Raw genomic sequence first — 1,161 nt, forward strand, 5'->3', positions numbered from 1 at the left:
CTCGCCGATCCTGCCCGGCGGCTACGGCGGCGGGGACGACGGCGGCTTCGAGGGCCACGGCAACAAGGGCAGCGGCCGCGGTGCTTCCGCTGGTCGAGTTGACCAGCGACCACCACGGCACCACGTCGGAACTGCTGGGCGATCACGCTGCGCAGTTCTACTCGTTCGCTCTGAGCTTTCTGGTGATCTTCCGTCTTTGGTGGTCGCAGCATCGACTGCTTCGTTTTGTGATCGACGGGGACAAGGTGGTCGTTCGCGGACTGGGGTTGTGGGTGATGACCATCGTGTTCCTGCCCTTCCCGACAGCGCTCGTTGCGGCGCCGTCGCAGGATCTCGGAACCAGGGCTCTCTACATCGGGACAATGGCAGCCAGTGCTGCGTGCCTCGCGGTGGTCGCGTGGGGTCTGGTTCGCAACCCGTCGTTGAGTGAAGAGAATGCGAAGCCGCATTTCACCGCTGAAATCGTCACTTTCCTGATCATGGTGGTGGCACTGCTCGTCAGTGTGCTCGTTCCGGTGACGTCGTACTTCCCGCTGCTTCTTCTCCTGCTGTCGACGCCCATCGAGAAGCTGTGGGATCGGGCGGCGGCGAAATGGAGTGGCCGTGAAGGTGAGATGAGCTAGTCGGCGCGAGCGGTCATCGCGGATTTCTTGGCTTTGTTTCCGCAGATGTTCATCGAGCACCAGCGTCGGTTGTTGCCACGACTGGTGTCGACGTAGAGGCCGGTGCACCCGTCGCCCTGGCAGGCTTTGACGCGGTCGCGGTCGGGTCCACCGAGTACCGCGATTGCGTCGGCGGCCACTATCGACAAACCGTCGCGGATCGGATTGTCTCCGGCTGATTTCCAGAGGGCTCGGCCACTCTCGAGGACGAGGTGGGCATCACCGAGTTCGGATGCGGTGTTGACGATCCCGACATCGGTGCGTGAGGCACGGCGGTTCTCGCATACGGCGGTTCCGATGCGATGAATGGCCTCACGTAAATCCTGCGCGCCGCGGAGGTCGTCTTCTGTCGCGGTTGCGGGGGCGCCCATCAGATCGTTGGCGCGTAACCATAATTCGAGTCGCTGCGGGCTCGTGAGTCGTTCGAACCTCGAGCCGTTCCGGTTGGTGAGGGTGGCGGTGAAGCGGAAGGCGAGCGTGTCGTTGTCGAGTCGAAACA

At 63.0% G+C, this 1,161-nt stretch carries 2 protein-coding genes; one reads left to right on the forward strand and one right to left on the reverse strand.

The genetic code is table 11. The annotated features are described in order from the left end of the window. The coding region (locus tag ABT116_RS48650; RefSeq protein WP_351647975.1) for a TMEM175 family protein at positions 1–623 on the forward strand (623 nt) is incomplete at its 5' end. Here ABT116_RS48650 and ABT116_RS48655 read toward each other — a convergent pair. Beyond that, the coding region (locus ABT116_RS48655) for a CGNR zinc finger domain-containing protein (protein WP_351647977.1) at positions 620–1,161 on the reverse strand (542 nt) is incomplete at its 5' end. The two genes, ABT116_RS48650 and ABT116_RS48655, sit on opposite strands and share 4 nt — an antisense overlap.

This window comes from Streptomyces sp. NPDC002130 (assembly GCF_040296465.1).
In the GTDB taxonomy this organism is placed as follows: domain Bacteria; phylum Actinomycetota; class Actinomycetes; order Streptomycetales; family Streptomycetaceae; genus Streptomyces.